The organism is Aneurinibacillus tyrosinisolvens, assembly GCF_001015055.1.
GTDB lineage: Bacteria > Bacillota > Bacilli > Aneurinibacillales > Aneurinibacillaceae > Aneurinibacillus_A > Aneurinibacillus_A tyrosinisolvens.
Map to the genome: position 1 here is coordinate 1 of NZ_BBWZ01000084.1, position 8,696 is coordinate 8,696.

The window sequence follows — 8,696 nt, forward strand, 5'->3', positions numbered from 1 at the left end:
AATGTTCTGCTGGTTGCGGCTCTTAAATTCTTCCCGGTACGCGGCAATCTCCTGTTTGAGCGCCTCATTCTGCCGTCCGTTAGGCAGAAGTTTCTTCGCTACGCGGTTCAACACGGTCAGCGCCTGTTTTACATCCGCCACTGCGCCGATGTCCACCGGATAATTTCTTCCGATTTCGTTCGGGTCAATGTCAATGTGAATGAGTTTGGTCGGCGGGAAATTGAAAGTATACGCCGGCTCCCATGAACTGGAATCGGCTTCGGCAAAACGAGTGCCCAGCGCGAAAATATAGTCGGCCTGCTTGCACTGGTCATTGATGAATTTCGTGCCCCAGAACCCCGTCATGCCAAGGGTGAAGGGGTGGTCATCCGAAACGGCCCCTTTTCCCATGAGCGAATAGGCAACCGGGATACTGAGATGGTCGACGAATTCCCTTAGTTCTTTGGAAGCGTCGGCCAGCATAATCCCGCCCCCTATATAAAGAAGCGGATGTTCAGCCTTCAGCAGCGTTTCAATGATGCGGGTGGCCGTTTCGTCATCAATGGAAGGTTTGTGCAGGGTTTTGGTATGGTGAGCCAGCTTCTCAAATAAAGCGGTTTCCACCTCTTTCGAGAAAAGATCCATCGGGACCGAGACCAGCACGGGACCCGGTCTTCCGCTTTCCGCTAACTGGAACGCCTTCTCGATAATTTCCGGAAACAAATCCGCCCGTTCCACACGCCAGGCCCGCTTGACAAACGGGCGGTAGATTTCAAACTGGGAAGCATCGGCGTGCAAGTTGATTTCCTGGTGCGGGTGTTTTCCGTAGTAATGGGTGGGAACATCCCCGGCAATGACCACCATCGGAACGGAATCCAGCGCGGCGTTGGCGACCCCTGTAGCTGCATTCGTTAATCCAGGGCCTAAGTGACTTAAGACAACGGCCGTCTGCTTTTTCGCCCGGGCATAGCCATCCGCAGCATGCGCCGCAATTTGTTCATGCCGGACATTAATAAATTTAATGGAGCTATTCTCCAGGGCAGACAGTACGGCGATGTTCGTGTGTCCGCACAGGCCAAAGATATGTTCAACCCCTCTGTTTTCGAGGTACTTCACCAGTTGATGAGCGATCAAATCTTTCATTTTCAATCCTCCATTGCTCTTTGTAAAATATCAAGCACAACTTTTAAATCTTCAATCGGAACCTGTCCTGGCGCTGAACTTTTTTCACCAACGGCAAAGGTAACAGCAGAACCAAATGCTCCCCCGAACATACGGGATAAAGAGCCATATTTCCCCATTGACATCGTTATTAACGGTATTTTGAGTTTGTTTTTAGCAGCCAGGGTTACACTTAGCAACGTAAGTACGTCTTCTAAGTTATTTGGCATCACGGCCACTTTGGCGACATCAGCACCCTGAAGTTCTGCTTCGGCAAACTTCTGGTTCAGAATTCCGACTTCCGGAGTCAATTCAAAGTTATGGTAAGACATAATCATTTTGATGCCGTTTTCGGCCGACGCATCCCGCAAGCGGGCGATATCTTTCTTTTGATTGATTAATTCATAGTCGATAAAATCTACGCTTTTGCTTTCGCAGACGGCCAGATACAGGGCAACCACTTCATCTTCCGATATGGAAATCGGTTCGCCGCCTTCTTTGTCGGAGCGTCGGGTGAACAGAAGGGGGATTTCCCCCGCCATTTCCTTAATTCTATTGGCCACATCAATGACGGCCTCAGCATCGGAAATGGCTTCAAAGAAATCTACACGCCACTCTATCAAATCCGGTTTTTTGATGATGACCTTTTCTAATTCAGAGAGGATTACTTCTTTGGTTTTTCCGACTAACGGCGTGCAGATCAGCGGTTGTTTGCCATTACTTATTACTTTTCCCTTTACTTCAATTTCTTTTGTTGTATCGATGATAATCTACCCTCTTTCAATGGATTAATTGGGAAGCTGAAATACGATCATTTTCGTTTCCGTCATATCTTCTATAGCATAGCGAGGGCCCTCACGTCCAATTCCACTGTTTTTCACCCCCCGTACGGCCAATGATCCAGTCGGAAATTCGATGTGCCATTAAGTACGACACCACCTACTTCAAGAGCATGGGCAACTTTATAAGCTAGATCCATCCGGTTCGTAAACAAACCAGCCTGAAGCCCAAAGGAAGAATTATTTGTTTCTTCAATTGCCTCTTCAATGGTTTCGTAAGGAATGATGCTCACAATGGGACCAAACACTTCCTGGCAAACGACTTTACTATGTTTCGGCGGATTCAATAGAATCGTAGGTTCCACGGTCGCTCCCTTTTTTTGGCCGCCATGCACCAGTTTGGCACCTAAATCAATCGATTCTTCAATCCATTCCATGATCCGCTGGGCAGCATTCGCATCGACCAGACAACCAATGTCGGTATCCGGAAGAAGAGGGTCCCCGATTTTTAATTTTGATACTTCCTCTTTTAAGAGTTCCGTAAATGCCGGTACAACAGCTTGATGTACGTAAATTCGCTGTACAGAAATACAGCTTTGCCCCGAGTTACTAAAACCTGTTCTCGCACACATGGCTGCGGCACGCTCTAAATCTGCATCTTCATGGATAATCGTGGAGGCGTTTCCGCCTAGTTCAAGCAATACTTTTTTCATTCCGGCCAATTCGCATATGTTTCTGCCGGCTGGAACTCCGCCTGTAAAAGAAATAATGTCGGTACGGCTATCTTTTACGATTTGCTGTCCGATTTCCACTCCGCCAAGAACCATGTTAATCGCGTTCTCAGGAAATCCTGCCTCTAGCAATAATTTCAAAAGTTCAGTCGCAATAAGAGCCGTTTGCGGTGCCGGTTTTAGTATTAAGCTGTTTCCTGCAGCGAAGGCAGGGCCTACCTTATGGCAGACAAGGTTCAAAGGTGCATTAAATGGTGTAATGGCACCCACAACACCAACGGGAACACGGAATGTGGCAGCAATCGCTCTGGTTCCTCTTTCTGAGGCATCTCCCTGCAGCGTTTCCCCGAACAATCTTTTTGCCTCTTCAGCAGATTGTTCGAGTGTTTCAACGGAGCGTGATACTTCATCCCGCGTATTCTTTAAGGGTTTGCCTAACTCAAGAGAAATAAGCGCAGCAAATTTCTCTTTTTCCTCTTCTAGTAAGGCGGCAGCTCTTTTTAAGATTTTCGCCCGCTCATGCGATGGAATGCTGGCAATTTCCTTTTTAGCAGCATGGACCGAAGCCAGTGCATCCTCAACATCTTCTGGTGTTGCCAGAATTTGCTCTCCGATTACTTCGCCTGAGTACGGACTTTTGATCAGAAGAGTTTCCCGATGCGAGGAAATCCATTTACCATTAACATAGGGCTGTGCCTGTTTTATACTCAGTTGTATTTGTTTTATACTCATACTGTTTCACCTGCTTTTTCTAAGTGACGGATAGAAGGGCCAGAATAGTGAACCAAATCTTCCCGGTTTGGACAAGGTCCTTTAATTAAAATGCCATTTTTGAGTTCTTCAAAAGCGTGTGCCACAATTCCCATTCCCCGTGACAAGGCGAATACTCCTTTTGCGGCTTCTGCTGGAATCGCTAATTCACACTGGATCGCAGCGGATACACCGTCCACATTCATCGTCATTTTCTTCTTTTTCTTTTCTTCCAGAATGGCTCTGTACTCTTCGGCAATTCTCAAGTACTGACCTGAGATTTCACCTTCCTCTACCAAAGATTGTGCCAGTTGATAGAGTCTGTGGACGCGCGGGTCATCATCGTGCAGTTGGTGACCAAATCCCGGCAATTTTTCTTTGTCCCTTTGCAGCCGATCAAATTGTTCCTTAGCTGCAAGGGAGATATTGCTATCATTGCCCGCAAGTTCGTTCGTTGCATAAAATAATTTCATTGCTTTTTCAGCAGCGCCCCCGTGTATATCTCCCAGTACGTTAATCCCGGTAGCTACACAGGAATTAAAGGAAATGCCGCAAGTGGCTGCCATTCTTGCCGCTGCAATAGAAGGGGCTCGGGGTCCATGGTCGGCTCCTGCCACAAGAACGCTTTCAAATAAATGTGCTTTCTTTTCGTTAAGAATATCTCCACATAAGAGAAAATAGAGCATTTGACTGTAAGAGAAGTTTCCGATTAACTCTTCAATTGGATATCCTCTTATGATAATTTCATTTTTCTTAATATTGCTGATAGAGGTATCCCACCAAACAGCTCCGTTAGAATACGCTTCCAAAGCACTTCTTCCTGCCATAATGACCCTCCTTATTAATTATCCCATTATAAGAAGCAAACCGGCTCCTTATACCCGATGCTTTGGGATATAGTTAAAGCATTTTGTTTTAATATGATTTTTAAATGACGAATCACTTCAGGAGTAAAACGTTGAGTTGGACCCGATATGGAAAGACAAGCCACTACGTTTCCATTGATTCCAAATAGGGGAGCAGCGACAGCTGCCGAGCCGACTTCTCTTTCATCCAAACTAGATGCACAGCCTTCCACCTGGATTGCTTTCAGGTCATGCTTTAGCTCTGCCAGTCTTTGCTCGGAATCAACGAGTTGGAAAATTTCATTTTGAAATTCTTCGCTCTGGTAGGCCAAAATTGCCTTTCCTCCGGCACCAGCCCATAACGGCAATCTTTCCCCTATTTTAACAAGGTGCCGTATGGACTGCAGACCTTCACATTGTTCGATGCAAACCCGATAGTTATCTTGCAGTACGTAAAGATTTACTGTTTCTTTGGTGTTATCCCGCAGCGCTTTCATAATGGGGTAAGCAAACTCACGAATTTCAATGGATTTTCCAGCAATGTGCCCTAAATAATACAACTTGTGCCCTAGCTTGTATTTTAGGGTTTCCTGATTTTTTGTAATGAGGCCGTTACGTTCTAAGGTAGCCAGCAGCCTTGTCGTTGTTGATTTAGCTAATGCAATCTTGTTTGCAATCTCTGTCAGAGATAGCTCGGTTTCTTGCAAGGAAAAGCAGTTAAGAATATCAAGTGCACGTTGTACTGTGCGAAGAGAATCCGGATCTTTGTTTTTCTTGATAGGTTTGTCTGTCATCATCCTTCCCCCCTTATTATCGATTTTATTCCATTCTGTGTAATCGTATTACATTTAGTGGAACTCGTTGAAATTATTCTACCCGATTTTTTTTACTCATGCAACATCTTTCTGAAAATATTTAGAATCATTTATCTATTGCTGTAATTTAAATAAAGATTGGTTTTTACTTTACCCTGTATTCTTTTTCTATATAATTAAATAAACAGTGTTGTAACTGAAAATCTTCCTTTTAAATATTGTTAATTAGTGAATAGGAGAATGAAAATAAATGAATCAAAAAAGAGAAATCCCCGTTAGAGAAAAAAATATTGTATTAATTGGTTTCATGGGAGTTGGGAAAACAACAGTCGGTCAACTTATTGCCAAAAAGCTCTATCGAGATTTTATTGATGTCGACCATCATATAGAAAAAAAATATAGTATGCCTGTTTCACAAATATTTAAAGAAATGGGTGAACCGGAATTCCGAAAAATAGAAAGGGAAACGGTTATCGATCTGTGCGAAAATTTCCGGTGCAAAATTGTCTCTCTAGGAGGCGGAGCTTTTCAACAGGAAGAAATCAGGAAAGTATGCTTAAGTAACTGTATTGTACTTTTTCTAGATTTAACCTGGAACGCCTGGAAGGAGCGGCTTGATTTAATTGTCGATGGCCGTCCGGTGCTGCACAATCGAACATTAGAGGAGGTTCAAGAGTTATTTGAAAAAAGACAGCCTGCTTATTCGAAGCATAACTCTAAAATCTCAACCGATAATCAGAATCCCGAGGAAGTGGCCGACTATATCGTTAGCGCACTGAAGCTAGGGTGGGATCTATATCAACCGCATACGGATATGTAGAAAAGATCTGTACTTATCAAAAACCAGTTACAGGCTGCTTAGGAGAACCTTTGGCTCTTTTCAGATGGAAAACCTTTTATTTTTTGGAATAAGAAAAGCTGTCGAGATTTTCTCGATAGCTTAATGTAGCGATGGATACCTCTTCGTCAATAATAAGGAATAGAGTCATCTTTTTTTCAGGATCATAAACGTAGCGGTACCCATGGCTACTAAATCTCCATTTGAGTCAAAAATCTCCGCCTGTCCGACGGCCAATGATCCGCCGCGGTGGTAAAGTTTGGATTTAGCAACCAGGTATTCCCCTTTTGCAGGACGGATATAATTAATTTTCAACTCTACTGTGGGCGAAATTTCCTCTTCTGTAAGCACAGATCGTACAGCAGAACCATAGTCTGCCACCTGGAAAATAGGAGCTTCCGGATCCTTATTAATCACCACTCTGATCGAACAATTACCCGCCATCTCTACAGCTCTCACACAATGGAATATCGGTTTTGCCTTGTGTTACATGTTTCTAAGCATTAGTTTGGCTTATGTTATAAATTTATTAGGATAGCCTTTGCCATCAATAGAAGATACGGACTTCGTTTTCAGAACAGAAGTCATGCGAGTAAAATAAGATCCTATTAATAGAACCCCTCCGCTGACCCAAAAAATCGGAGGAATCCCTGCAATTCCTCCGATCGTCCCAAATAAGAAGGGAGCAGCAAACTGTGATGCACGATTAATTGTGAGTCGCAGCCCAAGGACTTCTCCATGGCGTTCTACAGGACTTTGATTCAAGGAGAAAACCAGGCTGAGCGGCTGTCCCAGACCCAATCCGGCACCCAGGAATAAGGCTAGGCCTGTAAGTGGCACAGGAAGAGTGAAAAACGGGATTAGCAGGAAGGAAACTCCGCTGATAATCAGAGTAACGGTCAGCACTTTTCCTCTGCTAAAGGTCTTAACCAAATAAAATTGCAAGAGGCGGACGACGATAGACATTCCTGCCATAGCAGACAATATCACGCCAATTTGGCTAGCGCTTATTCCAGCCCCGGCAGCATATACCGGAAAATAAGCGGTGAAAAGATCCTTAGAATAGAGCACCAATCCACTAATAATTAATGCTTTTCGCAAATTCACTTGAGCCAACAACTGGAGCGTTGAGCGCAAATTTTGCTTTTGGTAGGAGGAAGATGATGAATTCCTATGCCAGTAACTAGATTTCAGAAGAACCCCCATCAGGAAGGCAATCAGGACAAACGCGGTTGATGAAGCATAAGTATATTCAACTCCATAATGCTCATAAACATAGCCGCTAATCAAAGGACCGACTAATTCGCCTATTGACGCCGTTAGACTAAACGATGCTATTAGTTTGTCCCTATTTCCTGGAAAATTCCCTACTATTTTCTGCATAGTAAGCAGAACGCAAAGCTGAGAAAAACCCAGGGTGATTTGGGAGAAAAAAAGGGTGAGGATATTGGGGGATAAAACAGGAATGAAGAGGGCAACCATCATCCCTCCTCCGCCCAAAAGCGTAATCTTTCGGGCATTATAATAATCCAGCCATTTTCCGACCGTGATGGACAGTAACATAGGAAGGAGCGCATAGGTTGATACCAGAAGACCAATTAACGTAGGAGTAGCCCCGCAATAATCAGCAAACAGGGAGACAATGGGGCGTGTCCCTGTTAAGGCAATCATATAAAAGATATTCATAATCAAGAAATTATATAAAATCATGGGCGTCCCCTTGTGGATTAAAATCCATTCTGATCACTCTGTCGCTGCTACGGCTGCTCTCAGGCCAAGAAGGTAGCTTTCGACCCCAAATCCGCAGATTTGACCTTTGGCGATTTCCGCAAAGTATATTTGACTATTCACATTACAAACAAGAAACATGGGACATACGCGGGTGAGTGTTGAGATAATCCTTTGCCGTTTGCAAGCAGCGCCGCGCAAACTCCTCATAACCCAATTCTTGAGCGCGCTTGAGGTTTGGCAGCTCAATCGAATAGGGAATCTCAGGAATCCGATTCACGATACTCGCAACATCAATGCCATCCTCACCCAAATACAAGCGTTCTTCGCGAAGGATACGGGTCATCTCTTCTTTAGATGTCGGAATTTGTGCAGGCGCATTGCAGAGATGGAGGTAGCGGAACCATTCACGGGGCACCGTGTCCAGATCCTCAACCTTGTCCCTCGAGCGATGGAAATGATGTACATCGATCATAAGACCGGCATTTTCCCGTTTTGCGGTGCGAAGAACATCAAGTGCTCCAGCAAGGTCATAGACACTGGCAATCGGAACAAACTCCAGTTCAATCGTTAGTCCGAACGGTTTAGCCAGATCGCAAAGTTCAGCAAAGCGCTCGATAGCAAAACTGTGATCATCGGTCCAGATGCTGCTAAGAACATGGCGTCCGCCGAGTTCAGCAGCGACTTCCATGGCAGGCAGATAGCGTTTTGGATCGACGCCATCATAGATGCGCGCCAGTTCGATATCGAGAAGCTTAACGCCCGTCTCGGCAAGCGCGGTTTTGGTTTGCCGCAGCATCTCCTTGTTTTCGGCCAATCCGTAGTTAGGCTCGCCGGGCAGACCCATGTAAATAGGTCGGAGGCTGACGAAATCAAACCCGGCTCGCGCGGCAATGTAAGTCATCTCGGGCGGTGGACAGTCGAGCACGGTAAGATGAGCCAGGGAAAATTGCTTTGTCATCTTCTTATATTCCTCCAATCGTGTTCTTAATTACACACTGACATGGGACTTCTTTTCGCCCGGCGAATAAATATCAAGGATATTCCAGTGGCCGGTCGTCGGAACCGGG

The 8,696-nt window shown here is 45.0% G+C and carries 8 protein-coding genes and 1 pseudogene; 1 reads left to right on the forward strand and 8 read right to left on the reverse strand.

Annotation, left to right across the window (positions count from 1 at the left end; all coding sequences use genetic code 11):
- From MBEAL2_RS27950 to MBEAL2_RS27970, 5 genes and pseudogenes are all read right to left on the reverse strand, one after another.
- The coding region (locus tag MBEAL2_RS27950) for a thiamine pyrophosphate-binding protein (RefSeq protein WP_047155465.1) at positions 1 to 1,122 on the reverse strand (1,122 nt) is incomplete at its 3' end.
- A 2-nt stretch (positions 1,123 to 1,124) separates the two neighbouring features.
- Positions 1,125 to 1,910, reverse strand: coding sequence for a type I 3-dehydroquinate dehydratase (aroD, locus tag MBEAL2_RS27955; protein WP_369405548.1), 786 nt, complete (start codon positions 1,908 to 1,910; stop codon positions 1,125 to 1,127).
- Between the two features lie 18 nt (positions 1,911 to 1,928).
- Positions 1,929 to 3,382 (reverse strand): annotated as a pseudogene (locus MBEAL2_RS27960) (aldehyde dehydrogenase family protein).
- Positions 3,379 to 4,227: a citryl-CoA lyase gene (locus tag MBEAL2_RS27965; protein WP_047155467.1), complete on the reverse strand. Its 849-nt coding sequence runs from the start codon at positions 4,225 to 4,227 to the stop codon at positions 3,379 to 3,381. The pseudogene MBEAL2_RS27960 and the gene MBEAL2_RS27965 overlap by 4 nt, the downstream one beginning before the upstream one ends.
- 26 nt (positions 4,228 to 4,253) lie before the next feature.
- Positions 4,254 to 5,042, reverse strand: coding sequence for an IclR family transcriptional regulator (locus MBEAL2_RS27970; RefSeq protein WP_439644910.1), 789 nt, complete (start codon positions 5,040 to 5,042; stop codon positions 4,254 to 4,256).
- A 268-nt stretch (positions 5,043 to 5,310) separates the two neighbouring features.
- On the opposite strand from MBEAL2_RS27970, the gene MBEAL2_RS27975 reads away from it, so the two are divergent.
- The gene (locus MBEAL2_RS27975; protein ID WP_047155469.1) at positions 5,311 to 5,880 is read left to right on the forward strand and encodes a shikimate kinase; all 570 of its coding nucleotides are present in this window, start codon (positions 5,311 to 5,313) and stop codon (positions 5,878 to 5,880) included.
- Positions 5,881 to 6,045: 165 nt separating this feature from the next.
- Here MBEAL2_RS27975 and MBEAL2_RS27980 read toward each other — a convergent pair whose 3' ends face one another.
- The 3 genes from MBEAL2_RS27980 to MBEAL2_RS27990 form a co-directional block, all read right to left on the reverse strand.
- Entirely contained in the window at positions 6,046 to 6,342 is a 297-nt protein-coding gene (locus MBEAL2_RS27980; protein ID WP_052948080.1) for a PaaI family thioesterase, read from the reverse strand.
- 69 nt (positions 6,343 to 6,411) lie between these two features.
- Positions 6,412 to 7,608, reverse strand: coding sequence for an MFS transporter (locus tag MBEAL2_RS27985; protein WP_082130238.1), 1,197 nt, complete (start codon positions 7,606 to 7,608; stop codon positions 6,412 to 6,414).
- Between the two features lie 142 nt (positions 7,609 to 7,750).
- On the reverse strand, positions 7,751 to 8,587 hold the full coding sequence (locus MBEAL2_RS27990; RefSeq protein WP_047155470.1) for a sugar phosphate isomerase/epimerase family protein: 837 nt from the start codon (positions 8,585 to 8,587) through the stop codon (positions 7,751 to 7,753).
- Positions 8,588 to 8,696 lie beyond the last annotated feature (109 nt).